We start from the raw sequence: 22,873 nt of genomic DNA, 5'->3' as shown, positions 1-22,873 counted from the left end.
TCAGTCCTGCTCCTGGCCACCCGGTTCATCCAGCAGCGCGGCGCGCCGCACCTTGCCGTTGGCGGCGCGCGGGAAGTCGTCGCGGACGCGGATGTCCAGTGGGGCTCCGCGGTGCCCCAGCGCCTCCAGCGCCCGCTGCCTCAAACGCTCGACGACCGGTTTCGGGTCCATCCCGTCCCTCAATCGAACGAAGGCCATCGCCCGGTCCCCGCCATCGGACCCGTCGCGCAGCACGCAGGCGGCGGCCTCGGCCACGGCGGGGTCGCGCTCCAGCAGCCGCTCGATCTCCGTCAGGTGCAGCCGGTCGCCGCGCGCGGTCTTCAGCAGGTCGCGGGCGCGGCCGGTCAGGCGGATGGTGCCGTCCTCTCCGCGCACGGCGAGGTCGCCGGTGTAGACCCAGCCGTCGCGGCGGAAACGAACGTCCACCTCCGGAGTTCGGTGATGGCCGGTCCTCAGGTTGGCGCCATAGACGCGCAGCTCGCCCACGGCACCCGGCGGCAGGGGTGTGCCGTCCGGATCGACGATCTGCAGCACCGCGTCGGCCGGCCGGCCGATGGCGCCATCGGCGCGGCCCGCCGCGCCCAGCGCGCAGACCCCGCCGGTCTCCGTCAGGCCGTAATAGGTCATCACCGGCGCCTTGGTCAGGGCGCGGAGCCGCTCCACCGTCGCGGCCGGCAACTCCGCCCCGGTGGAGGTCACCAGCCGCAGCGAGCCCAGCGCTCCGGACTCAATCCCGCTGGCTGCGGCGAGGCCCTTCAGGGCGGCGGGCACGGCACCCAGCACCGTCACCCGTTCCCGCGCGCAGAGGTCCGCCAGGCGGCGCGGGTGGGCGCGCTCCGCGGCGGTGGGCAGAACGGTGGTGGCGCCGGCCGCGGCGGCCAGCAGCAGCGGGTTGCGCAGGCCGCTCACCGTGTGGAACTCCGCCAGGGTCAGCAGCCGGTCCTCGGCGGTCAGGGCGCACACCCCGGCGAGCAGCCGCGCGGTCCGGACCAGCGAGCCATGCGACAGTTCAACCGCCTTCGGGGCGCCCGTGGTGCCGGAGGTGAACAGGATGGCGGCGGTGTCGCGGTCGTCCGGCAACGCGATCCGGGGGCCGGCGGCACCGCCGGAGGCCAGCCAGTCGGCGAAGCCCAGGGCCGGTGCGTCTCCCGGCCCGTCAAGGATCACCGCGGGGCGGCCGCTCGCCCGCGCAACGCCGGCGCGGCGGGCATCGGCGAAGACCAGCGCCGGCCGCACGAGGCCGATGGCCGCCAGGACGGCCGTCTCGCCCCAGGCGCTGTCCACCGGCACGGCCACCAGGCCAAGCCGCGCGCAGGCCCAGACCAGCAGGGCGGCATCGGGGCCGGGCTCCGCGTGGATCAGGACGCGGGCACCCTTCGGCAGCCGCGCGGCGGCGAGCCGGCGCGCCATCGCCTCCACCCGCCGTCCGGCCTCGCGGTAGGTGACGGGCGCGCCACCGCCCGGCGGCACCAGGAAGGGCCGGTCGCCGTGCGCGGCCACCGCCGAGTCCCACAGGGCGGGCAGGGTGTCGCCCGCCAGCGACGCGCCCGATTCGGTCGGCCGCAACGCCACCGCCCCCATCGCGGCGAGCGGGGCGATGTGCTCCAGCACGTCCCCAGGGGCGGCGCCGAGCCGGTCGGCGATGCCCTCAAGCGTCAGCCCGCGACCGGCCCAGTACAGCGCGGCACATTGCCGCGCCGACAGGGACAGCGCGCCGCCCGGCCCCTCCGCCACCGCAAGGTGCAGGTCGAACCGGTGCTCCGGGTCGAAGACGACCGCATGCCGGTCCGGCCCCTCCGGATCGAAGGCCGCCGTGTCGAAAGCCGCCGCTTTCGGGCGCCGGGGGGCAGAGGGGGCGGGGTCCGGGCTGAACGGCGGCATGGTCGGGTCCTTCGTCGAACGGTCGTGCGGGGCGCGGCGGCGTCCGCGGTCCACGCCTGATAACGGTTGCCGCGGTACCGGCGCCAAGCGGCTATCGGTGGTACTCCGATACCGGGAACCGTGCGGGTTGACGTCCCGTCTACGCCTTCGCCGTTCTGGCGGTACCCCGTCCGTTTCGTGTAGTCTCCCCCGAGAAGACGATGCAGGACCGAGGACGGGTATGAGCACCGAAATCCGCACCTTCATGATCCCCGACGCGAACGCGGACGAAGCGCAGGGCCACCTGTCCGCCTTCCTGCGCACGGTCGAGGTTCAGCGCATCGACACCGCCTACGCCGACGGCGCCTGGCGCGTGCTGGTCCTCTACCAGGATCTGCGGCGCAAGGAGGAGGCGATCCAGATCGAGGCGGCGATCAACGCCGCGCTCAACGGCTGGCGGGAGCGGGCCGCCGCGCGCGAGGGCCTGTCGCGCGACTCCGTCCTGCCCGACGAGCTGGTGCCGGAGATCGCCCGCTTCGCCCCGACCACGGAGCGGGAACTGTCCATCATCGTCGGCGCCCGCGACCTGGGCGTCGGCCAATATGGCGCGGAAATCGTCCAGGTTGTCCGCGCGACGCTCGACGAACTGATCGATTGAGCGCGCTGCCCTTTCCGTAGGCATATCCCCCACGGGTGGTGTGCGGTGCAGCATTGGACCAAAGGAAAGGGCACCGCAAACCTAAGTTGGATTTCCGCGCACCGCCGCCTGTGACAGCATGCCCAGGTATTGCTCAACCACGAGCATCCAGGAAGGGCGAGGGGGCCATGGTCGGTCCGTGCGGACCCAACAGGCGGATTCCCGACTACGCCGCCTTCGCGCGACAGCTGGAGGCGTGCAGCCGGTTGCTGGCCGAACGCGCGGCGGAGACCGGGGACGACAGCTTCGACCGGGCGGCGCGGCAGCTCAGCCACCACGCGGCGGAAATCCGCGTCAACCTGCACGCCGCGGCGGATCCCGACCGCCCGATGCGGTCAGATCTTCTCGACCTTCAGCCGTGTCCCGTCGGCGCCGACGACGCGCACCCGTGTGCCGGCGGGCAGGTCGGGGCCCACGACGGTCCATAGCCCGTCGCCCACCTGCGCGCGCCCCAGCCCGTTGACGATCGGGCTGTCCAGCGTGTGCATCGTCCCGATGTACTGCTCCGCCCGGCGGTTGAGGTTCGGCGTGCTGGTCGTGTGGGCCGACCGCGACGCCAGCATCCGCACGCCGATGACCGCGGCGATGGCGAGCAGGGCGAACAGCAGCCCCTGAAGCTCCCACGACATGGCCGGCCAGACGAACAGCGCCAGCCCGACCACGCCCGCCGCCCCGCCCAGCCAGAGGAACGCCGCCCCCGGCGCCAGAATCTCCACCGCGCCCAGCAGGACGGCCAGAACCCACCAGTGCCAGAACTCGATCATCGGGCGCTCATTGTCGTGTTGCTTTTTACCACAAAGACACAAAGAGCACAAAGAACGTCACAAAGACTTCCGCCAGTCCCAAGGGGCGCGATGATGACAGGCACCCCTTTGTGAAAATCTTTGTGTCCTTTGTGTCTTTGTGGTGAATACTCTTCAAGGCGACGCTTCCGGATTATCCCGGTTCCACGGTCCCTTCTGCGCCGCTGGAGGCGGAGCGGGCGGTGCCGGCCGGTTCGGGAAAGCCTCGCGCGCGATCTCCGCGATGCCGCCGATGGCGCCGATGACGTTCGCCGCCTCCAGCGGCAGGAACAGCACCTTCTGGTTCGGCGCGGACGCAACGGCGGTCAGCGCGTCGACGTAGCGCTGGGCCACGAAGTAGTTGATGGCCTGCACGCTGCCGTCGGCGATGGCCTCCGACACGCGGCGGGTCGCCTCGGCCTCGGCTTGCGCGGCGCGTTCGCGCGCCTCGGCGTCGCGGAAGGCGGCCTCGCGCCGGCCCTCGGCCTGGAGGATGGCCGCCTGCTTGGCGCCCTCCGCGCGCAGGATGGCGGCCTGGCGCTGCCCCTCGGCTTCCAGGATGGAGGCGCGGCGGTCGCGCTCCGCCTTCATCTGGCGGGCCATGCTGTCGACGAGGTCGCGCGGCGGCTGGATGTCGCGGATCTCGATGCGCGTCACCTTCACGCCCCAGGGGTTGGTCGCCTCGTCCACCACGGTCAGCAGGCGGGCGTTGATCTGGTCGCGCTGCGACAGCAGCTCGTCCAGGTCCATGGAGCCCATGACCGTGCGCACGTTGGTCATGGTCAGGTTCAGGATGGCGAGTTGGAGGTTGTTGACCTCGTAGGACGCCTTGGCCGCGTCGATGACCTGGAAGAAGACCACGCCGTCCACGGTCACCATCGCGTTGTCGCGGGTGATGACCTCCTGCGAGGGGACGTCGAGCACGGTCTCCATCATGCTCTGCTTCTGCCCGATGCGGTCGATCAGCGGGATCAGCAGGTGCAGGCCCGGCTGCAGGGTGCGGGTGTAGCGCCCGAACCGCTCGACCGTCCATTCCTGCCCCTGCGACACCGTCCGCACGCCCAGCAGGACCAGCGCCAGCGCGAAGACCAGAAGCGCCAGCACGAACAGGGTAAAGCCGCCGACCACCATGCGCCCGGACTCCCGCCGTCGATGCCTCGACCGACGATGCCACGGCGGCGGGATTCCGGCCAGCCGGCCTTTCCTCCCACGACCTTTTGCCGCGCTAGCCCAGCAGGGCGCCGATGGGCTTCAGCGGCTCGTGCGCGTCGAACAGGATCTTCAGAATGGCCAGGATCGGCACGGCCAGCAGCGCGCCGGGGATGCCCCACATCCAGCCCCAGAACAGGATCGACACGAAGACCGCGATGGGGTTCAGCGCCAGCCGCCGCCCGACGATCATCGGCGTCAGGAAGTTGCCCTCCAGCGTCGTCAGCGCCACGAAGGTCAGTGGCGGGCCGAGGATGTTGAACAGCCCGTCGAAGCTCAGCACCGAGACCAGGAACAGAATCGCCGTCACCACCGCCGGCCCGATGAAGGGGATGTAGTTGATCAGCCCGGCCAGCGTGCCCCACAGCGCCGCGTTGGGCAGCCCCCACATCCACATGGCGAGCGCCGTCGCCACGCCGAGGAAGAAGTTGATGACGGTGATGGTCGCCAGATAGGCGGCGATGTTCTGCTGCACCGTGGCCGCGACCATGGCGTAGTGCACGCGGTCGTCCACGTCGCGCATGGTGCCGATCAGTGCCTCCAGGCTCTGCCGGCCGCGCGCCAGGAAGAAGTACAGCAGGACTTGCAGGATCACGACGTTGGCGATCACCGCCTCCACCTGCGTGAAGACCTGCTCGGCCAGCGACGGGCCGCGCACCACCACCTCGCGCGCGGCACCGTTCTGGTCGCTGGTGATCTGCTCCAGCTGGCGCGACGCCTCGCGGGCGCGCTGGATGCCCTCGCGGATGTCGCCCAGCTTGAACTCCAGCTCGTGCAGCACGCGGGGCATGCGGTTGACCCACTCCACTGCCGGGGTGGACAGGGTGTAGACCCCGATCAGCACCGACCCGAACACCAGCACCACCATCACCGCCGCCCCCAGCCCCTCCGGCAGGCCGAGCCGGTAGAGCCCGCGCACGCAGGGCCGCAGCAGCAGGCTCAGGATCAGCGCCAGCATGATCGGCAGCAGGACGTCGCGCCCGAAATAGAGCGAGAACAGAAGGGCGATGACGAACAGCCCCATGGTGGCCACCGCCACCGCGTTGTGCCGATGCCGCGCCGGCGGCAGGGGTTCGGTCACCGGTTCCGGCGGTTCGGACAGGGGCGGGTCGATGGTGCGGTCGCTCATGCGCGTCGGGAACTCCGGGGCGTTGCACGCCGGATGGGGCGCTTGACGGGAAAGCGGGCCCACCCGATTTAGGGGTATTCCGGGGCGGCACCCGCGGTCCCGGAATCGTGATGACCGGAGACCCCTTGCGATGCGCAGCCCGTTCCCTTCGATAAACATCCGCCGCGGCCTGTTGGTCCTGGCCCTTTCCGTGCTGCCTCCGACGGTGGGGTACGGAACGGCGTCGGCCGCCGACGCGGTGGTCGGCCGCTTCTCCAACGACTGGACCGGCAACGGGCTTCAGGTTCAGGCGATCGAGGACCCGAAGGTGAAGGGCGTCACCTGCCATCTGGTCGATTTCGACCGCAGCGTGCTCGACCGCCTGACCAAGGGCAACTGGTTCGAGGATCCCTCCAACGCCTCCATCGCCTGCCGCCGCACCGGCGCCGTGGTCGTCGGCGACATCGAGCTGTCGCAGAAGGGCGAGGAGGTCTTCTCCGAGCGCAAGAGCCTGATTTTCAAGTCGATCGCCATCCGCCGCATCTACGACCAGCCGAACGACACGCTGGTCTATGTGGTCTACAGCCGGCAGGTGAAGGAGGCCTCGGCGAAGATGTCCATCTCCACCGTGCCGTTGATCGACACGAATGCCCAGTGGAGCAAGGGAAAGCCGAACGGGAAATAGCGGGGCGTCTTGCAATCCGGCGCGCAAGGCCCCATCATCAGGCTTGGGAGGCAAGGGCGGTATCCCCTGCCTCCCGGCCCGATCACTGCCGGTTCAGGAGATCAAGGACAGCCTTGACGACCTGGAACAGCAGGATCAGGAGTGTCAGGATCTTTTCCATCCTCGACGCCTCCTTCTTGAGCGGCGGGGTGGTGGTGCTCCACCACCCGTCCGCGCCTCCACCTCGCACGGGAAAGAAGTGAATCGCAAGGATCGCGACACGCATGCGTGTGCGACCGATTGCGCCTTTGCGCTTTTAGGGATGCGTCAGCGCCGCTCTGCAACCGCGGCCCATTTCCGCCATGCCAGATAGGCGGCGGGGGCGAGCGTCACGATCAGGATGATGCGCACCATGTGGTGTGTGGCGACCAGCGCCACGTCGATGTTCAGCGCCAGCGCGACCAGCGTCATCTCCGCCAGCCCGCCCGGCGCGAAGGCCAGGATCAGAGCGGCGATGCCCAGCCCCGTCGCGGCATCCACCGCCCAGGCGGCGGCCGTGGTCACCAGCAGCATCAGCCCGGTCAGGCCCAGCGCCGTCAGCCCGTCCCGCCCGACGCGGCTGATCTTCAGCCCCAGGAAGCGGCAGCCGAGCGCCGCGCCGATCACCACCTGCGCGGCGGCCACCAGCAGGCCGGGCGGCCGCCCCTCCGTCAGGCCGGCGAGGTGGATGGCGGCCGACAGCAGCATCGGCCCGACGATCTGCGCCGCCGGGATGCGCAGCAGCCGCGCCACCGGGTAGCCCAGCGCGCAGAGCGCCAGCAGGGCGACGTCCACCGGATCCAGCGCCGACAACGCCGGCCCCAGAGTCCCGCGCTTGGCCGGGTCGTAGAGGCCGAGCGCCTGGAAGGCGAAGGGGATGACGATGACCACCAGCATCACGCGCAGCGCGTGGGCCAGCGCCATGGTGCGCGTGTCGCCGCCCATCCGGGTGCCGACCATCACCATCTCGTTCAGCCCGCCGGGCGTGGCGGTGAAGTAGGATGTGGCGGGGTCAAGCCGCGCGGTGCGCCGCAGGTACAACACGCCGAGCACGGTCGCCACCACGAGGTAGGCGGCAAGCCCGCTCAGCGACACCGTCCATTCGCCGAGCCGCCCGAGGATGGCCGGCGTGAATCCGCTGCCCAGCATGATGCCCAGGATCATCACCATGACGCCGCGCAGCGGTTTCGGCACGTGCAGCCGGACGCCGGCCATGGCCGCGGCCGTGGTGAACAGCATGGCGCCTATCAGCCAGGCCAGCGGCAGGTGGAACAGGTTGAACAGCGCGCCCCCGGCCGCCCCGATGCCGAGCGCCAGCGCCACGGGCAGCGGTCCTCGCGCGGGCGTCTGAACCGGTGATGGAGGTTCTGTCACGGCACCAGACGGCCCAGGCGCACCGCGGTCTGGCCGGCCTTCGGCCGGCGTGCGGGCATGATCAGCACGCAGTCGTCGTAGGGCGTCACGACCGTGCGCGCTCCGTCGCGGCCCAGCGGCGTGCCGGCGCGCGGGATGATCTCCATGCCGATGTAGGGGGCGTTGAAGGTGAAGCTGTCGGTTTCCGCCGTGATCGCCTCCGTTACCTCCACCACGCGCTGCGGGTCGTCGTGCGGGCGCAGGATGCCCTCGGCCCAGGCGGGATCGATCATCTCCTGGACCAGCAGGAAGCGCAGGCAGCTTTCCAGCGCGGTGGCCGCCGTGTCCTCCCGCCAGTGCTGGCCGCATTCCACCAGGACGGCGGTGCGGTCGCCCTTCGGCTCGGCGAAATCCGCGTAGTCGATCAGGCGGCGACCGGCGGCGTGGCCCTCGTCGGCGACGATCCAGGCCGGGTATCCCATCCGGCGGCCCAGGTCCCGCCCGCGCGCCGTCTGCCCGCACAGCACCAGCGGGGCGGTGTCGGCGGTCATGGAATGCAGGTCGAGGACGACGTCGGCGGCGTCGAACACCGGCCGCAGCTGGCGGGCGCGGCGCAGCTCCACGCTGTCGCGCGGGCCGTCCAGCACGTCGGGCGACCAGACACGGTTCAGGTCCTCGTCCACGAAGCGGGAGGCGTAGGGACGCTCCGGGTCGAAGGTGCGGTAGGCGGCGGTGTTGGCGAAGACCAGGGTCAGGCGGCCGCGGCTGGGCTTCAGCCCGATCCGGAACAGCCGGTCCAGCGCCACCGCCCCGCCAAGCTCGTTGCCGTGCACCAGCGCGCAGATGACCGCGTGCGGCCCCGGCCGGCCGCCGTCCAGGGTGGTGACGTGGTCGATTCCGGTGTTGCCGCGCCGGTAGGGGGTGATGTCCGGCGGCGTCAGCTCGATGGGGGGCAGCAGCTCGGTCAAGCGGGTCTCGCGATTCGGGCGCCGTTCGTCGACCAGTGAGTATGGCGGAGACCGCGGCGGTGCGCCAGTCCCGGCACCGTTCCGGCCGTGTCGAACCTCCTGCCGCTGTATGACGGTTTTTGGTCGACGCCTTCCCGGCCTTCGTCTATATCCGACCCATCCGCCCTGGCGTGGATGCTCCCCTTTCGGATGGCCCTTTCGGACGGCCCTTTCGGACGGGTGAGGCGCTGCGCCGGCAACGCATCGGGGACACCGGGTTCAGGCATGCGGGTTCAGCCATGAGCTTCGTGATCGAGGACGTGCTCGTCCGCAACGATCCGATCGGCCGGCGCCTGCCGGTGCTGTTCGATTCCCCCCACAGCGGCCATGCCTACCCGCGGGACTTCGCCTTCACCTGCCCGCTGCCGGTTCTGCGGCAGGCGGAGGACACCCACGTCGACGAGCTGTTCGCCCACGCGCCGGAGCATGGCGCGACCCTGCTCTGCGCGCTGTTCCCGCGCACCTACATCGACGCCAACCGCGCCGTCGACGACATCGACCCGGCGCTGCTCGACGGCCCCTGGCCGGAGCCGCTGGCTCCGACGGAGAAGAGTGCGGCGGGCATGGGGCTGATCCGCACGCTCTGCCGGCCCGGCCTGCCGCTCTACGACGGCCGGCTGTCGGTCGCCGAGGTGTCGGAGCGCATCGACCGCTACTACCGCCCCTACCATTTCCAGGTCGCCGCCATCCTGGAAGGGCTGTGCGCCAGCTTCGGCGCGGTGTGGCACGTCAACTGCCATTCCATGCCCTCGGCCATGGCGCCGGGCATGCGCCGAGGCGGCGGGCCGGACTTCGTGGTCGGCGACCGCGACGGCACCACCTGCGAGCCCGGCTTCGCGGCCCTGGTCGCCGACGTTCTGAAGGGCCTCGGCTATTCGGTCGCGATCAACGACCCCTACAAGGGGGTGGAGCTGGTCGCCCGCTATTCCGACCCGGAGCGCGGGCGCCATTCCCTCCAGTTGGAGATCAACCGGCGCCTCTACATGAACGAGGAGACGCTGGAGCGGCACGACGGCTTCGCCCGCCTCCAGGCCGACCTCAACACGCTGATCAGCCGCATCTGCGCCCACGCCGAATCCCGCACCGCCCGCCGCGCCGCGGAGTGACGGCTCGTTTGTGTTGGGTTGCGGCTTCGTCTCGTAGGTTGGGTGGAGCGCAGCGCAACCCAACAAACGCCACCCCCGCACCCTACGGCGTGAACTGCTCCTTGAGGATGCGTTCCTCGAAGTTCAGCTCCGGGTCGAACAGCAGGGTCAGGGAGACGTCGCGCGCCTCCTCCACGTCCACGCGGATGGCGTCGCGCATTTCGGTCGAGTCGGCGACCGCGCTGACCGGGCGCTTGACCTCCTCCAAGATGTCGAAGGTGATCTTCGCGGCGTGCGGCAGCAGCGCGCCGCGCCAGCGCCGCGGGCGGAAGGCGCTGATCGGGGTCAGGGCCAGCACGCCGGCGCCCAGCGGAATGATCGGCCCGTGGGCCGACAGGTTGTAGGCCGTGCTGCCGGCCGGCGTGGCGACCAGCACGCCGTCGCAGATCAGCTCCGGCAGGCGGACGACCCCGTCCACGGTGATGCGCAGCTTGGCGGCCTGCCGCGTCTCGCGCAGCAGGGACACCTCGTTGATCGCCAGCGCCTCCACCTGCTTGTTGTTGACGCAGGTCGCCTTCATGCGCAGGGGGTGGAGGGTCACGCGCTGCGCGCTCGCCAGCCGCTCCGGCAGGTCCTCCTCGCGGAAGACGTTCAGCAGGAAGCCGACGGACCCGCGGTTCATGCCGTAGACCGGCGGCGGGTTCTGCCCGTCGAGGCTGAGCGCGCGGTGCAGCGTTTCCAGCAGGAAGCCGTCGCCGCCCAGCGCCACGATGATGTCCGCATCCTCCAGCGGCACGTTGCCGTAGCGGTGGACCAGCCGTGTCCGCGCCCGCCGCGCCTCCTCGGTGTTGGCGCAGCAGAAGGCGATCCGCATGTCGTCCGGCATGCGGGGCGGAAGCTGGGTCAGCGGATCCGCAAGCGGATCGGCGGGCGTGTTGGCGGCGGTCTCGGTCATGGGGCCTCGGTCATGGCGCACCGACCATAGCGCAGGACCGGGGGCCGAAGAAGCCCGGCAGGGTCATAGGGGGGAGGAGATTGCATGGAACAGCCTCCCGGCCTAACCTGTTCGTACAGTCGCAGGGGAGTGATCATGGGGCGGATCGTCACATTGAAGCTCGACGACGAGATCGTGGAATTGCTGCGGTTGAAGGCCAGCATCCGCGGGCGATCGCTTGAGCAGGAGTTGCAGGACATTGCCGCCGAAGCGGCCCGCCTGACCGCGGCGGAAAAGCTCGCCATCGCGGACGAGATCTGTGCCCGAACGCCCCCGGTCCCGCAGACCGACAGCGTCGACCTGCTGCGCGAAGACCGTGACCGGTGAGCGCGCGCGTTCTCGACGCCAGCGTCGCGGTCCGTTGGTTCTTTCCAGAGGAAGGGCGCGAGGCGGCGCTCGACCTGCTGCGGACGTCGTCTTTCCTGTACGCACCCGACCTTCTCGTTTCGGAAGCGTGCAATGTTGCCTGGAAGAAAGTCCGGCTGGGGCAAGCAACGCCCGATCAGGCCATCGACGTCGCCAAGCGGCTCCGCACCTTCTTCGCCGAGTTGATCCCGAGCCAAGCCCTTGCTCCGCGGGCGGTGGAGATCGCGCTGGATCTGGGGCACCCGGTCTATGATGCCTTCTATGTCGCTCTTGCCGAACAGCGGTCCCTGACGTTGATCACGGCCGACCGGCGGCTGGTGTCCCGGGTGGCGGGGACGCGCTACGCCCCCTACGTCCACCCCCTGGAATGACGGCACCGGAACGCTGAAAAGACCTCAGCCGCCGGTCACGCTCATGTGGCGGGGGACGGCGGGGCCCTTGTGGCGGCGGTCGATGATGAAGTCGTGGCCCTTGGGCTTGCGGGCGATCGCCTCGCGCACCGCGCCGACCAGCAGGTCGTCGTCGTCGCTCATCCGCAGCGGCGTGCGCAGGTCGGCGGCGTCCTCCTGGCCCAGGCACATGTAGAGCGTGCCGGTGCAGGTCAGCCGCACGCGGTTGCAGCTTTCGCAGAAATTGTGGGTCAGCGGGGTGATGAAGCCGATGCGGCACCCGGTCTCGCCCACGCGCACATAGCGCGCCGGTCCGCCGGTGCGGTAGTCGATCTCCTCCAGCGTCCAGCGCTTGTCCAATTCCGCCCGCACCATGGACAGCGGCAGATACTGGTCGAGCCGCGCCGAGTCGCCGATCTCGCCCATCGGCATGACCTCGATGAAGGTCAGGTCGAAGCCATGCTCCCCGCACCAGGCGACCAGCCGGTGGAACTCGTCGTCGTTGACGCCCTTCAGCGCCACCGTGTTGATCTTGACCTTGAGACCGGCCTCCTTGGCCGCCATCAGGCCGCCAACCACCTTGTCCAGCCGGCCCCAGCGGGTGATGGCCTGGAACTTGTGCGGGTCGAGCGTGTCCAGCGACACGTTGATGCGCCGGACGCCGGCCTCCATCAGGTCGCCCGCGTACTTGAACAGCATGGTGCCGTTGGTGGTCAGCGTCAGCTCGTCGAGATCCCCGGCCTTCACATGGCGGCCCAGGCTGTGGATCAGCTCGTGGATGCCCTTGCGGACCAGCGGCTCGCCGCCGGTCAGGCGCAGCTTGCGGGTGCCCAGCTTCACGAAGGCAGAGCAGACGCGGTCGATCTCCTCCAGCGTCAGAACCTCCGCCTTCGGCAGGAAGCTCATGTCCTCCGCCATGCAGTAGACGCAGCGCAGGTCGCAGCGGTCGGTGACGGAGACGCGCAGATAGCTGACAGTCCGCCCGAACGGGTCGACGAGCGGAGCGGGAGCGGTCGGCGGCAGGGTCGTCATCGGAAGGCTTCTCCCCACGGATCCGGGACTACAGCGACGGGCAATTCGGAAATCGGTCTGGCGATTATGACGCCAAACCCAGCCTCCCCATATAGGACGTTCGTATCTGATTTTCGCCCCTTGGAAAGACGGTGGCAAGAGACCACGCCCGGCCGGGCTGGACCTTGACGGCGATCAAGGCCCGCCCTGTCGGTGGTGCGGTCAATGGACGCTGCCCGGCTCCTCCGTGTCGGTGCCGCGCGCCAGTTCGCGTTCGCGCAGGTAATCCTCGGTCGTGCGCGGCCCGCGCGGGCCGCCCATGGCGAAGGGGGCGTCGCCCTGCTCGAACTGGTCGATGACGCGGCAGTCGCCGCACATGCGCATGCGGTTGGCCGCCTCCGGCGTGGCGAACATCGCGTGCTTGCCGGCCAGCGCCGCCACGATCTTGTCGATGGACGACTTGGTGGCGAAGGGCTTGCCGCACTTCACGCAGCAGAAGGGCTCCTCCTCCTTGATCACCTTGGCGCCGCGGGCGCTGTCGCGGAAGTCGATCTCCGGCACCAGCGTGATGACCTTCTCCGGGCAGGTGTTCTTGCACAGGCCGCACTGCACGCAGGCGTCCTGGGAGAAGGACAGCATCGGCTTTTCAGCGTTGTCGAGCAGCGCGCCGGTCGGGCAGGCGCCGACGCAGGCGAGGCACAGCGTGCAGCCCTCCACCATCACCTGGACGCGGCCGAAGGGCGCGCCGGGGACGAGCGGCAGCACCTCCACCGGCTCCGGCGCCACCTTGTGCAGATGGCGCAGCGCCAGCATGGTGACGGTGCGCTTGCCGCCCATGGGGAGGAAGGTGCCGGGCGCAGCACCGGGCGTGCGCGGCATCCCCCACAGCTCCGCCTCCACCGCGTCGGGGTCCCGCGCGTCGATGATCGACACGCGCCCCGACCCGTAGCCGAGCCCGGCCATGGCCGTTTCGGCCAGCCCGATCTGGCTGGCGAGCCCCGCCGTCTCCCCCGCGTTCCCCGGCCCGACCAGCACGCGCACCTGCGCGGCGCCATAGGCCAGCGCCGCCGCGAAGGCGTCGAAGCCCAGCTGGGTCACCTCGTTGACCGCGAAGGGCAGCACGCGCGCCGGCAGGCCGCGCCCGTGCCGCGCCATCAGGGAGATCATCTCGTCGCCGTGCCGCGGGTCGTGGACCAGAAGCACCGGATCGGTTCCGCCGGCCTTGGCGTAGGACGACAGCAGCGTGCGCAGCCGCTCGTACACCGTCTGCTGCGGCGGCAGGGCGTAGGTGCTGGCCCCGGTCGGGCAAACCGCGGCGCAGGACCCGCAGCCGGCGCAGATGTGCGGGTCGATGGCGACGTGGTCGCCGTTCGGCATGATGGCGCCGGTCGGGCAGACGTCCAGGCAGCGGGTGCAGCCGGTCTTGCGGCTGCGCGAATGGGCGCAGAGGTCGGCCTTGAAGTCGACGTAGCGCGGCTTCTCGAACTCGCCGACAAGGTCGGCGGCCTTGAACAGAGCGTCGGCCACCGCGGCCGGGCTGTCCGGGTCGGGGCGCAGGTAGCCGTCGCGCTTGCCGTGGGCGGGGAACAGCGGCGTGCCGCCGGTCAGGTCGACGATGACGTCGCAGCGCGACGCGGCCCCCTGCCGCGCCGGGTCGAAGGCCAGCGCCGCGCGGGAGGCCGGGATGGCCGGCGCGTAGTCGTCCACGACGATCTCGAAGTTGCCGAGCCAGCCCTTGGCGGCGCGGATGGTGCCCTTGAAGACCGGCACGTCCATGACGCGCGGCGGCGCCACGTCCTTGGGGTTTTTCAGCAGGACGGTGACGTCCAGGCTGCCGGACAGGCGCCGCGCCGCCTCGATGGCGCGTTCGTCGGTGCCGTAGACGAGACAGGTGCCTTCCGAGGTCAGCGTGATGGTGCCGGTCGGCGGGATGTCCAGCGCGGCCTCCGCCAGCAGCGCGGCGATCTTGGGCAGCGCCTGCGCGCCCTCGTCCGACCAGCCCGCGCGCTCGCGGATGTTGGTGAAGGCGATGGCGGCGTCCGGGTTGTCCTCCCCGGCGATCTCCGCGAACAGCGGCGCCTCCTGCGTGCAGGCGACCAGCAGCGGGCCGGATTCCTTGAGGCGCGCTTCGAACCGGTCGAGCTGCGAGCGGCAGAGCTGCGTGGCGACGGCCAGTTCGCCCTCAGCGGCCGCTGCGGTCCCGCAAGCCTTGGCCAGCACCTTGCCGTCGAGCGCCATCGTGTGGGTGCAGTCGCACACCATCACCGTCCGACCGTTGATCTTCATCGCACTGCTTCCTGTGTCCCTGGCCCAAGCGCGGATGGCGCGACCCGCCATGCGCCCCGCGCGTTCCTCATCCGTACATATCGATACGGGGCCGCCGTTGCGACCCGAAAATTTTCGGCGCAGGATGCCGGCCCTCGAATCCTTCCAATGGGATGCTCACCCGGCCATGACGAGCCCGCTCACCCTCCGCGACGCCCGTGTCGAGGACGTTCCCGCCTTCCAGCGCATCTACGCCCACCATGTCCTGCACGGCGTCGGCACCTTCGAGGAGGTTCCCCCGGACGCGGCGGAGATGGAGACGCGCTTCCGCGCCATCACCGGCGCCGGGCTGCCCTGGCTTGTGGCGGGGCGGGACGGGGCGGTGCTGGGCTACGCCTACGGCAGCGCCTACCACGTGCGCTCCGCCTACCGCTTCACGATCCAGGACTCCGTCTATGTGGATGACGCGGCGCGCGGGCAGGGCGTCGGGCGCGCGGTGCTCCAGGCGCTGGTCGACCGCTGCACCGAGCTTGGCTACCGCCAGATGGTGGCTCTGGTCGGCGGGACGGAGAACGCCGGCTCCATCGGGCTGCACACGGCGCTGGGCTTCCGCACCTGCGGCGTGGTCGAGGCGGTGGGGCTGAAGTTCGGCCGCTGGCTCGACCTCGTCATGATGCAGAAGGAGCTTGGCGCCGGGCGCGCCGACGTCCCCACGGGCGCCGGTCCGGTGCAGCCGGTGGCGGTGCGGTAGTGTCGGATTCTCGCGGGCAACAGGGGTTTCACGGATTTCGCTGATTTAGGCACGGATTGCACGGATTTTTTATTGAGATTGCCGAGTTGCCGCTGATCGTGCAGCGGCAACTCGGCGAGCATTGATAAAGAAATCCGTGTTCAAATCCGTGTAATCCGTGAAGTTTTTGTTGCCCGCAACGGTGTTCAGCCACCCATCCCCTCACACCGCTGCCAGCTGACCTTCCAGGAAGGCCACGGCCGGCGCCAGCGCGGCGGTGGTCTGGCGGACCAGGGCGGCGGCGTCGCCCTCGCCGGTTTCCACGGCGCGCTCCAGCGCCTGGGCGGTGACGCGCAGCGCCGTGCAGCCGTAGACGCCGGACACGCCGGCGATCTTGTGGGCCATGGCGCCGACCGTGGCGGTGTCTCCCGCGGCCCAGGCCTCCGCCAGCCGGGCGTGATACTGGTTCAGCGTGTTGACCGTCCCGGTGACCAGCGCCGTGACCCGCTCGGCCGGCAAGAGTTCGCGCATCTGGCGGACCGCAGCATCGTCGAACGCCGGGGCGTCGGCCTCCGGAGTCGGGGGCTCCACAACGGCGGGAGGCCGCGTGCCGGCGAACAGGCGGTCCAGCACCGGGCGCAGGGCGTCGTAGCGCAGCGGCTTTTCCAGCACCTCGTCGGCGCCGGCGGCCAGCGCGCGCTCGCGGTCGCCGGGCACGGCGCTGGCCGTCAGCATGACGATGCGCGGTCGCCCTCTTTCCGGTCCGGCGCCTTCCGACCGGGAGAGGATGCGCCGCGTCGCCTCGATGCCGTCCATCTCCGGCATGCGCAGGTCCATCAGCACGAGGTCGCAACCGCCGCGCTCGACCGCCGCCAAAGCGGCGCGGCCGTCGCTGGCCAGAGTGACCCGGTGCCCGGCGCGGCGCAGGATGGCCATGGCGGCCATCTGGTTCACCGGCTCGTCCTCGGCCAGCAGGATGTGCAGGGGCGGGCGTTCCTCACCAGGACCGGCCTCGGCGGGGATGGCGGCCGCGGCCGGCGGCGCCTCCGGCGGGAGTTCGGCCGCCGCCGGACGGGAACGCCGGGCGCGGGCGGCCGCGACGGCGCCCAGCACGCCGCCCGCCGCCAGCACGGCCAGCGCCGCCGCCAGCCCCGTTCCGACCGGCCCGTACGGCAGGCCGGCGGCGATCCGGTCGCGCTCCGCCAGGGTGGAATCGCGCAGCGCCTGGGCCAGGCGCCCGGACTGGGCGGCGACCTCCTCCGCCCGCGCGCGCAGGGCGTCGGCGGTGTCGGCGGCCGTGGCGGACAGGCGCGCCTGCTCCTGGCGCAGGTCGAACAGGTTGCCGCTGTCCACGCCCAGCGCCACCAGCCGGCGCGCCGCCTCGGCGCGGCGTGGGCTGAGGTGGTCGATGCGCAGGGCGTTCAGCGCGTTCAGCAGCGTGTCGGCGGTCTTGCGGAAGGCGGCCCTGGGCGCCGCCGTGGCGGCCTTGGGCATCGGCGCCCGGGACAGCCCGGCGTCGAGCAGCTGGGTGCCGAGCGCCCGCGCGGCCTCCTCGATGGCCGGGCGCGGCCCGCCGGGCGGCAGGCTGTCCAACGTCTCCATGAAGTCCACAAGGCGCGCGCCCACCTGCTCCAGCACGGCGCGCAGCTCGTGCTCCACGGCCAGCCGCTCGTCCACCGCGCGGTTCAGATCCTCCACCCCGGCCCGCAGCGCCGCGGCCGAGGCGCGCAGGGCGACGACGCGGTCGCGCTCCGCGTCCCGGTCAAGCAGCAGGGGGTCGCGCAGCAGGGAGTCCACCGCGTCGCCGAGCTGCTGGACCCGCTGGTTCAGCGCCGGGTGCAGGGCCTGCCGCTGCGGCAGCGTCGGCGTGGTCTCCAACTGCGTCACCACGGTGGCGACCGCCCCCGCCGTGCCGGAGAGCCGCATCAGGGCCAGCGTGTCGTCCAGCCCCTTCTCGACGCGGGTCCGCAGCATCTCGTCGGCGCCGGTCATGGCGTAGCGGCAGGCCCCGCCGGCCAGCAGCCCGGTCAGCGCGGCGGACAGGAGCAGCGCCACGGTCCACGGCGTCCAGCCGTTCCGCGGGGCTGCTCCATCCTGTCCGGCATCCTGTGCGTGCATCGCCGCCCGACCGTTTCCATCCATCACCCCGTTATACCGGCTTGCGCCGCGATTTCCATGGGCGTTCGGTCACAGTCTGGCGCAGGCCCCTCATGGCAAGGATCAGAGCGCGGAGCGGTCCTGCGAGAAGGCCGGATCCTCCAGCCGGTGCAGCCGCGCGGCACCGGTCAGGGCCGCCCGCAGGATCAGCGTCTTGCGCCGCGCGGGCGCCAGCCGGCGCTCCGGCGGCTCGCGCAGGATCTCGGCGCCGTAGGCGTCGGCGACCATCAGGCCGCAGTCATCAGGGATCAGCTCGGTCGGGAAGGCGTCGTCCACGGCGAAGTAGAAGGCGTCGCACCAGTCCTGGTATTCCGGCCACTTCTGGTCGGAGCGGAAGTCGGGAACGCCGCTCTTTACCTCGACGATCACGACGGTGCCGGCGTCGTCGATGGCCAGCACGTCGGCCCGGCGACCGCTGGCCAGCGTGAACTCGGCCATGCTGACGAAGCCGCGGGCGGCCAGCGCCCGGCGCACGCCGCGGAAAATAGGTATGGCCCCGGTGGCCGGAAAAAGCGCGTCCGGGGCGTCGTCGGCGGGGGCGGAGGCGGGATCGGTCATTCCGGGACGCTGTGGGGTTTTAAGGCGCATTGAAGAGAACGCTTCAGGAACGGAGCCCCAACCTTGAACCGACTCCGCCCCGTTGCCAAGGGGCAATTCATCCCCCGTCGATGCCCCCGTCGATGCCCCCGTCGAGGCCCCCGTGGAGGCTCTGTCGAATGGCGGGCTTGATCCTGGCGGCAGTCGCCGTAGGCTAGGCAATCGAGACCCCAAGCATGCAGGGAGATGCCGGACCGTGAGCAAGGACGGTGGAATCCGGCAAGACCGGCAGGAGGCGGGCGCGGTCCTGGTGTTCGACGCGACCGGCGGGCTCCTGTCCTGGGACCGGGCCGCGGCGGAGCGTCCCGGCGCCGCGGGGCGGCTGGTCCGGGGCGCCCGGCCGGAGGCGCTGGCCTGCCTGTTCGACGGAGAGGGCGCCGGGGGCACGCCGGGCGTGACGGTGACCGACTGGCCGCTGTCCGACGGCGGCTTCGTCCGCCGCGTGACCCTGCCCGCCGCCGTGAAGGCTGCTCCGTCAGCGCCCGTTCCGGCGACGGACCCGTCCGGCCGGCTGTTCGCGGCGGCGAGCCATGACCTTCGCCAGCCCCTGGCCGCCCTGTCGCTTCTGCTCGGCGCGCTGGAAGGCCGGATCGACGCCGGCCGCGGCGCCCCCCCGCGCGGTCCCGGCCGGGGAGCGCTCGGCGGCGCGTCCGGCGGCCCGGCGGACGCCGCCCTGCGCGATCTGGTCAAGGCGATGGGCAACGCCATCCAGTCCATGCGCGGCATGGTGGACGGCCATTTCGACCTGGTGCGGCTGGAAGCGGGCCTCGTCCAGCCGGACGTCGGCAGCCCGGTGGTCAACGGCATCCTGACGCGCATCGCGCTCGACGCCGCGCAGCAGTTCGCGGACCGCGGCCTGCGTTTTTCCGTGCTTCCCTGCTCCGTCCGCGTGCGCACCGACGCGTCGTTGCTGGAGCGCATCCTCCAGGGCTTCGTCGGCGACACGCTGCGCCACACCGAACGCGGGCGCGTGGTGCTCGGCTGCCGGCGGCGCGGCGGCGACCTGCGCATCGAGCTGTGGGCGACCGGCCGCGGCCTTACCCCCGACCAGCTCCAGGCGCTCCGCCGCGATCTGGAGGATGGCACCGAGGAGGCGCCGGAGGGCGGGGGAGGGACCATCGACCTTGGCACAATTGACCTGGGTCTGCGTCTGGCGCGCGGGCTGGCGCGGCGGCTCGGCCACCGGATCGAGGTGGACTCGGTGGCCGGGCGCGGGACCATGGTCGCGGTCGTCCTGCCCCGCGCGACCGACGCCGCGGAGGACGCCCCGGCGCCCGTGCCGGAACCGGCCGGCGAGACGTCGGCGCCGGGCGTCAGGTCGGACGACGTCAGCCGGGCGCGTGTGCTGGTCGTGGAGGATGACCCCATGGTGCTGGCCGCGTTGGAAGCCCTGTTGAACCAATGGGGCTGCGCGGTGATCGGGGCGGAGTCGGTGGACGCGGCGCTGGAGCGGCTCGGCCCGGGCGAGCGGGCGCCGGACCTCGTGATCTCCGACCTGCGGCTGAAGGGTGCGGCGAACGGGATCGTCGCCATCCGCCAGATCGCCAAGGCCCTGGACAGCGAGGTGCCGGGCCTGATCCTGACCGGCGACACCGACCCGATGCGCCTGCGCGAGGCGCGCCTGTCCGGTTATCCCCTGCTGCACAAGCCGGTGGCGGCGCTGGCCCTGCGAGCGGCGGTTGCGCGGCTCCTCGGCCGTGATCGCTTAAAATCGTAGAAGTTTACTCAATTTGTGTTGGCATTTGTGTGCGTTGCGAAATCATTGATCGGTGTTCGTTGCAGCCTTGTCATTTTGCCGCATTGGACACGTTCAAACAATCGTTCCGCCGAACGGGTATTTCCTTTATTTTGGAATCCCATAAGCCTTTTGGGGGATTTTGGGCCTTTTTCGGTTCCGGGCATTCCGCCGAACCGGTATACATCGTCTTTGAAGCGTTTCCGGCGGGAACGAAGCCATGGCGGTTCGGACAGGCAACAGACGAAGGTCGCTGGCGGTGCCGGTTCTGGTCGCGGCCGGCCTGCTGCTGTCGATCGGCGCCTTCGTCCAGATGCTCACCACCGGCCGGGGGACGGAGCGCGCCCTGTTCGAACGGCAGGCCATCCAGCTTCACGACGCCTTGAAGGAGCGCATCGACAGCCACACGCTCCTCCTGCACGCCCTGCGCGCGGCCTTTTCCGGGCAGGTGCCGGTCACCGGCAACAATTTCTCCGCCGCGATCCGCCCCATGCTGCCGCTGTTTCCCAGCATGGTCGCGGTCGCCTGGGTGCGGCGCATGGCGGTCCACGACGTCCCGGCGCTGGAGGCGGAGATGCGGTCGGCCGGCAAGGCGGATTTCACGGTCCGCAACGCCTTCGGCCCGCTGCCGCCGGACCTTCCCCCCGACGGCACCCTGGACGTCAACATGATGATCGAGCCGGAGTGGGAATCCGGCTTCGGGGTCGGCCTCAACGTCGCGTCGCTGCCCGGCCGCGCCGCGGTGCTGGAGCGTGCGTGCAGTGCCGGCGACGTGGCGTCGGCGGAGGCGGTCGCCCCGGCGGGGCACGAATGGGGCGGGCACAACATCGTCCTCTACATCCCGGTCTACCGGCCGATGGCCGAAACCGCCAACCCGGACAGCCGCTGCGCGCAGCTGTCGGGCTTCATGAGTTCGGTGCTCAACGTCGATCGGCTGCTGGTCGAGGCGGTGCAGCGGGCGAACCCCTCGCGCGGGCGCATCCATCTGCTGGACCTGTCCGGGCCGGACGGCGCCCGCCGCCTGGCGACCGTGCAGGCCGACGATCCGGACATGCTGTCCGATGGCCCCGTGGCCGCGACGGCGCACCCGGCGACCGTGGCCCCGGCGCCCTGGACCGCGGAGGACGAACGGCGCCTCGCCGGTTCGACCCTGTTCCAGCAGGCGCTGTTCGTCGGCGGCCAGCGCTGGCAACTGGTGCTGGAGGTGCCGCCCGGCGGCGCCATCGGCCCCGCCGACTATCCGGCGGTGGCGGTGCTGTGCATGGGCTTCCTGCTGACGGGGGCGCTCGCCGGCTACACCCGGCGGGAGGCCCAGGCCAAGCGGCTGCTGCAGACCGAAGCGCGGGCGCGCGCCGCCATGGCGCGGGCGCTGCGCGAAAGCGAGGAGCGCTTCCGGCTGGCGTTGCGCCATTCGCGGGTCGCGGTGTTCAGCCAGGACCGTAGCCTGCGCTACATCTGGATGTACAACCCGCAGACCTCCCGTCCGGCCGAGACCTACATCGGCCGCACCCACGCCGACCTCTACGCGCCGCAGGACGCGGAGATGCTCGACCGCATCAAGCGCTCGGTGCTGGAGACCGGCATCGGCGTCCGGCAGGAGGTTCGCCTGACCACCGGCGGCCGCACCCAGGTCTTCGACCTGATCGTGGAGCCGCTGCGCGACGACACCGGGGCGGTTTGCGGCGTGATCTGCGCCGCCATCGACATCACCGAGGCGTCGATGATCCGGGAGGCGCTGGCCGAGGCGCACGACGCGGCGGAAAGCGCCAACCAGGCGAAGTCGCGCTTCCTGGCGGCGGCCAGCCACGACCTGCGCCAGCCCTTCCAGGCCATGAGCCTGTTCCACCACATCCTGTCCTCCAAGCTGACCGAGCCGGCCCAGCGGGAGGTCGCCGAGAAGCTGGGGGAGGCGCTGGCGTCGGGCAACACGCTGCTCAACACGCTGCTCGACACCTCGGCGCTGGAGGCCGGCAACGTGAAGCCGCGCCCGGTCGTCTTCCCCTTCCAGGACGTCGCCGAACGGCTGGGGCGGGAGTTCACGGAGCAGGCCGCCGGCAAGGGGCTGACCCTGCGGACGGTGCCGACCTCCGCCATCGTGCGCAGCGACCCGGTGCTGCTGGAGCGCATGGTGCGCAACCTGCTCGTCAACGCGCTCCGCTACACGAACACGGGGCACATCCTGCTGGGCTGCCGGCACCGCGGCGACCGGCTGCTGATCGAGGTGTGGGACACCGGCCCCGGCATCCCGCCCGACCAGCAGCAGCGCATCTTCGAGGATTTCTACCGCTGCGGCACCGACCAGCGCGACAGCGCGCGCGGCCTCGGCCTCGGCCTGTCCATCGTGCGGCGCACCGCGCAGATCCTCGGCCACCAGGTCGAGGTGCGGTCGCGCGTCGGCAAGGGCACGGTCTTCTCCATCGCCGTCCCCCTGATCGGCGACCGCCTCCACCCGGTCCCCAAGGAGCCGGAGTCCGTCACCCCGGTGTGATACGGACGGCGCCGGAAGGCGTCGTCCACCGACCGTAGGACGCCCTGCCTGTAGTTGTTAACAAAAAGTAAACGCGCCCGTACGTTGCGCCGCCGTTGACCTAGGTCATTCGGCGACATCTTGCGCTGCGGTATGACTGTGCTCGGGCAACACTTCGGTGGCCGACGGCGGCGCTGGCCGCGACGGCAGCCGATGTTGGCCGGCACCGGGTGAGCCGGGGCGCGGCGGCCGTGGACGACCGGGGGGTGCGACACTGTTGCACCGCAACATGCCCGGGAATCGCCCCCGGCTGTCACATCCCTTTCATGGTGCCGCGCTATTCAGGACGCCCCACCGG

The 22,873-nt window shown here is 71.0% G+C and carries 20 protein-coding genes; 8 read left to right on the top strand and 12 right to left on the bottom strand.

Going from position 1 to position 22,873, the window contains the following annotated elements; translation table 11 throughout:
* On the bottom strand, positions 1 to 1,881 hold the full coding sequence (locus J2851_RS25745; RefSeq protein ID WP_209769863.1) for a class I adenylate-forming enzyme family protein: 1,881 nt from the start codon (positions 1,879 to 1,881) through the stop codon (positions 1 to 3).
* Positions 1,882 to 2,101: 220 nt separating this feature from the next.
* Here J2851_RS25745 and J2851_RS25740 point away from each other — a divergent pair, with 220 nt between their 5' ends.
* Complete coding sequence (locus tag J2851_RS25740; protein ID WP_209769862.1) at positions 2,102 to 2,518, top strand: HRDC domain-containing protein; 417 nt, start codon at positions 2,102 to 2,104, stop codon at positions 2,516 to 2,518.
* Between the two features lie 374 nt (positions 2,519 to 2,892).
* Here J2851_RS25740 and J2851_RS25735 read toward each other — a convergent pair whose 3' ends face one another.
* The 3 genes from J2851_RS25735 to J2851_RS25725 form a co-directional block, all read right to left on the bottom strand.
* Entirely contained in the window at positions 2,893 to 3,321 is a 429-nt protein-coding gene (locus tag J2851_RS25735) for an NfeD family protein (protein WP_209769861.1), read from the bottom strand.
* A gap of 153 nt (positions 3,322 to 3,474) precedes the next feature.
* Positions 3,475 to 4,470: an SPFH domain-containing protein gene (locus J2851_RS25730; protein WP_209769860.1), complete on the bottom strand. Its 996-nt coding sequence runs from the start codon at positions 4,468 to 4,470 to the stop codon at positions 3,475 to 3,477.
* 94 nt (positions 4,471 to 4,564) lie between these two features.
* On the bottom strand, positions 4,565 to 5,677 hold the full coding sequence (locus J2851_RS25725; protein ID WP_209769859.1) for an AI-2E family transporter: 1,113 nt from the start codon (positions 5,675 to 5,677) through the stop codon (positions 4,565 to 4,567).
* A 130-nt stretch (positions 5,678 to 5,807) separates the two neighbouring features.
* On the opposite strand from J2851_RS25725, the gene J2851_RS25720 reads away from it, so the two are divergent.
* Complete coding sequence (locus tag J2851_RS25720; protein WP_209769857.1) at positions 5,808 to 6,341, top strand: CreA family protein; 534 nt, start codon at positions 5,808 to 5,810, stop codon at positions 6,339 to 6,341.
* Positions 6,342 to 6,423: 82 nt separating this feature from the next.
* Here the strand turns inward: J2851_RS25720 and J2851_RS25715 are convergent, their stop codons facing one another.
* Genes J2851_RS25715 through J2851_RS25705 form a run of 3 tightly spaced genes read right to left on the bottom strand, consistent with a single transcriptional unit; the run spans position 6,424 to position 8,680 of the window.
* On the bottom strand, positions 6,424 to 6,606 hold the full coding sequence (locus J2851_RS25715; RefSeq protein WP_209769855.1) for a hypothetical protein: 183 nt from the start codon (positions 6,604 to 6,606) through the stop codon (positions 6,424 to 6,426).
* A 41-nt stretch (positions 6,607 to 6,647) separates the two neighbouring features.
* Positions 6,648 to 7,682, bottom strand: a complete 1,035-nt coding sequence (locus tag J2851_RS25710; protein ID WP_307420315.1) for an AbrB family transcriptional regulator — start codon at positions 7,680 to 7,682, stop codon at positions 6,648 to 6,650.
* 47 nt (positions 7,683 to 7,729) lie between these two features.
* Positions 7,730 to 8,680, bottom strand: coding sequence for a M14 family metallopeptidase (locus J2851_RS25705; RefSeq protein WP_209769853.1), 951 nt, complete (start codon positions 8,678 to 8,680; stop codon positions 7,730 to 7,732).
* A 278-nt stretch (positions 8,681 to 8,958) separates the two neighbouring features.
* Between J2851_RS25705 and J2851_RS25700 the strand changes: the two genes are divergently transcribed.
* Positions 8,959 to 9,825 (top strand): N-formylglutamate amidohydrolase, encoded by an 867-nt coding sequence (locus J2851_RS25700; protein WP_209769852.1) that lies wholly within the window; start codon positions 8,959 to 8,961, stop codon positions 9,823 to 9,825.
* Positions 9,826 to 9,907: 82 nt separating this feature from the next.
* Here J2851_RS25700 and J2851_RS25695 read toward each other — a convergent pair whose 3' ends face one another.
* Positions 9,908 to 10,759 carry an NAD kinase gene (locus J2851_RS25695; protein ID WP_209769851.1) on the bottom strand — a complete coding sequence of 284 codons (852 nt, stop codon included), beginning with the start codon at positions 10,757 to 10,759 and terminating at the stop codon, positions 9,908 to 9,910.
* Between the two features lie 135 nt (positions 10,760 to 10,894).
* Between J2851_RS25695 and J2851_RS25690 the strand changes: the two genes are divergently transcribed.
* Positions 10,895 to 11,125, top strand: coding sequence for a FitA-like ribbon-helix-helix domain-containing protein (locus J2851_RS25690; protein WP_209769850.1), 231 nt, complete (start codon positions 10,895 to 10,897; stop codon positions 11,123 to 11,125).
* The gene (locus tag J2851_RS25685) at positions 11,122 to 11,535 is read left to right on the top strand and encodes a type II toxin-antitoxin system VapC family toxin (protein WP_209769849.1); all 414 of its coding nucleotides are present in this window, start codon (positions 11,122 to 11,124) and stop codon (positions 11,533 to 11,535) included. The genes J2851_RS25690 and J2851_RS25685 overlap by 4 nt, the downstream gene beginning before the upstream one ends.
* A gap of 24 nt (positions 11,536 to 11,559) precedes the next feature.
* Here the strand turns inward: J2851_RS25685 and moaA are convergent, their stop codons facing one another.
* Together moaA and J2851_RS25675 are read right to left on the bottom strand one after the other, a co-directional pair.
* Positions 11,560 to 12,585 carry a GTP 3',8-cyclase MoaA gene (gene moaA / locus J2851_RS25680; RefSeq protein WP_209769848.1) on the bottom strand — a complete coding sequence of 342 codons (1,026 nt, stop codon included), beginning with the start codon at positions 12,583 to 12,585 and terminating at the stop codon, positions 11,560 to 11,562.
* A gap of 201 nt (positions 12,586 to 12,786) precedes the next feature.
* The gene (locus J2851_RS25675; RefSeq protein ID WP_209769847.1) at positions 12,787 to 14,850 is read right to left on the bottom strand and encodes a 4Fe-4S binding protein; all 2,064 of its coding nucleotides are present in this window, start codon (positions 14,848 to 14,850) and stop codon (positions 12,787 to 12,789) included.
* 166 nt (positions 14,851 to 15,016) lie between these two features.
* Between J2851_RS25675 and J2851_RS25670 the strand changes: the two genes are divergently transcribed.
* Positions 15,017 to 15,580 carry a GNAT family N-acetyltransferase gene (locus J2851_RS25670; protein WP_209769846.1) on the top strand — a complete coding sequence of 188 codons (564 nt, stop codon included), beginning with the start codon at positions 15,017 to 15,019 and terminating at the stop codon, positions 15,578 to 15,580.
* A 201-nt stretch (positions 15,581 to 15,781) separates the two neighbouring features.
* On the opposite strand, the gene J2851_RS36030 is transcribed toward J2851_RS25670, so the two are convergent.
* Together J2851_RS36030 and J2851_RS25660 are read right to left on the bottom strand one after the other, a co-directional pair.
* Complete coding sequence (locus tag J2851_RS36030; RefSeq protein ID WP_246500925.1) at positions 15,782 to 17,677, bottom strand: response regulator; 1,896 nt, start codon at positions 17,675 to 17,677, stop codon at positions 15,782 to 15,784.
* A 102-nt stretch (positions 17,678 to 17,779) separates the two neighbouring features.
* On the bottom strand, positions 17,780 to 18,274 hold the full coding sequence (locus J2851_RS25660) for an MmcB family DNA repair protein (RefSeq protein ID WP_209769845.1): 495 nt from the start codon (positions 18,272 to 18,274) through the stop codon (positions 17,780 to 17,782).
* A gap of 235 nt (positions 18,275 to 18,509) precedes the next feature.
* Here J2851_RS25660 and J2851_RS25655 point away from each other — a divergent pair, with 235 nt between their 5' ends.
* Complete coding sequence (locus tag J2851_RS25655) at positions 18,510 to 20,030, top strand: ATP-binding response regulator (RefSeq protein ID WP_307420309.1); 1,521 nt, start codon at positions 18,510 to 18,512, stop codon at positions 20,028 to 20,030.
* 238 nt (positions 20,031 to 20,268) lie between these two features.
* Positions 20,269 to 22,536, top strand: coding sequence for a sensor histidine kinase (locus tag J2851_RS25650; RefSeq protein WP_209769843.1), 2,268 nt, complete (start codon positions 20,269 to 20,271; stop codon positions 22,534 to 22,536).
* Positions 22,537 to 22,873: the final 337 nt, after the last annotated feature.

The sequence above is a fragment of the Azospirillum rugosum genome, from assembly GCF_017876155.1.
GTDB classification, from domain to species: Bacteria; Pseudomonadota; Alphaproteobacteria; order Azospirillales; family Azospirillaceae; genus Azospirillum; species Azospirillum rugosum.
Note: the sequence above shows the minus strand (reverse complement) of the source record. Positions and strands in the feature narration are given on the sequence as shown.

Bases quoted from the DNA above. Each gene is read 5' to 3' on its own strand.
- J2851_RS25745 (WP_209769863.1), bottom strand. From the start codon at position 1,881: ATGCCGCCGTTCAGCCCGGACCCCGCCCCCTCTGCCCCCCGGCGCCCG.
- J2851_RS25740 (WP_209769862.1), top strand. From the start codon at position 2,102: ATGAGCACCGAAATCCGCACCTTCATGATCCCCGACGCGAACGCGGAC.
- J2851_RS25735 (WP_209769861.1), bottom strand. From the start codon at position 3,321: ATGATCGAGTTCTGGCACTGGTGGGTTCTGGCCGTCCTGCTGGGCGCG.
- J2851_RS25730 (WP_209769860.1), bottom strand. From the start codon at position 4,470: ATGGTGGTCGGCGGCTTTACCCTGTTCGTGCTGGCGCTTCTGGTCTTC.
- J2851_RS25725 (WP_209769859.1), bottom strand. From the start codon at position 5,677: ATGAGCGACCGCACCATCGACCCGCCCCTGTCCGAACCGCCGGAACCG.
- J2851_RS25720 (WP_209769857.1), top strand. From the start codon at position 5,808: ATGCGCAGCCCGTTCCCTTCGATAAACATCCGCCGCGGCCTGTTGGTC.
- J2851_RS25715 (WP_209769855.1), bottom strand. From the start codon at position 6,606: ATGCGTGTCGCGATCCTTGCGATTCACTTCTTTCCCGTGCGAGGTGGA.
- J2851_RS25700 (WP_209769852.1), top strand. From the start codon at position 8,959: ATGAGCTTCGTGATCGAGGACGTGCTCGTCCGCAACGATCCGATCGGC.
- J2851_RS25695 (WP_209769851.1), bottom strand. From the start codon at position 10,759: ATGACCGAGACCGCCGCCAACACGCCCGCCGATCCGCTTGCGGATCCG.
- J2851_RS25690 (WP_209769850.1), top strand. From the start codon at position 10,895: ATGGGGCGGATCGTCACATTGAAGCTCGACGACGAGATCGTGGAATTG.
- moaA (WP_209769848.1), bottom strand. From the start codon at position 12,585: ATGACGACCCTGCCGCCGACCGCTCCCGCTCCGCTCGTCGACCCGTTC.
- J2851_RS25675 (WP_209769847.1), bottom strand. From the start codon at position 14,850: ATGAAGATCAACGGTCGGACGGTGATGGTGTGCGACTGCACCCACACG.
- J2851_RS25670 (WP_209769846.1), top strand. From the start codon at position 15,017: ATGACGAGCCCGCTCACCCTCCGCGACGCCCGTGTCGAGGACGTTCCC.
- J2851_RS36030 (WP_246500925.1), bottom strand. From the start codon at position 17,677: ATGCACGCACAGGATGCCGGACAGGATGGAGCAGCCCCGCGGAACGGC.
- J2851_RS25660 (WP_209769845.1), bottom strand. From the start codon at position 18,274: ATGACCGATCCCGCCTCCGCCCCCGCCGACGACGCCCCGGACGCGCTT.
- J2851_RS25650 (WP_209769843.1), top strand. From the start codon at position 20,269: ATGGCGGTTCGGACAGGCAACAGACGAAGGTCGCTGGCGGTGCCGGTT.